Genomic DNA, 342 nt, shown 5'->3' with positions numbered 1-342 from the left:
CGCGGTGGTCCCACCTGACCCCATGCCGAACTCAGAAGTGAAACGCCGTAGCGCCGATGGTAGTGTGGGGTCTCCCCATGCGAGAGTAGGGAACTGCCAGGCATCAAATTAAGTGTGCTGATATGGCTCAGTTGGTAGAGCGCACCCTTGGTAAGGGTGAGGTCCCCAGTTCGACTCTGGGTATCAGCACCAGTTTTTAGGTTAAAGTTCGGCACGTAGAAAAGAATTTGTCTGGCGGCTGTAGCGCGGTGGTCCCACCTGACCCCATGCCGAACTCAGAAGTGAAACGCCGTAGCGCCGATGGTAGTGTGGGGTCTCCCCATGCGAGAGTAGGGAACTGCC

General features: G+C 57.0%; 1 tRNA gene and 2 rRNA genes. All 3 read left to right on the top strand.

What is annotated here, in order from left to right:
- A 5S ribosomal RNA gene (rrf, locus tag WFO70_RS22335) occupies positions 1 to 102 on the top strand; the annotation flags it as partial.
- A 14-nt stretch (positions 103 to 116) separates the two neighbouring features.
- Positions 117 to 192, top strand: a tRNA-Thr gene (locus WFO70_RS22330).
- A gap of 38 nt (positions 193 to 230) precedes the next feature.
- A 5S ribosomal RNA gene (rrf, locus tag WFO70_RS22325) occupies positions 231 to 342 on the top strand; the annotation flags it as partial.

This window comes from Leclercia sp. AS011, from assembly GCF_037152535.1.
In the GTDB taxonomy this organism is placed as follows: Bacteria; Pseudomonadota; Gammaproteobacteria; order Enterobacterales; family Enterobacteriaceae; genus Enterobacter.
Note: the sequence above shows the minus strand (reverse complement) of the source record. Positions and strands in the feature narration are given on the sequence as shown.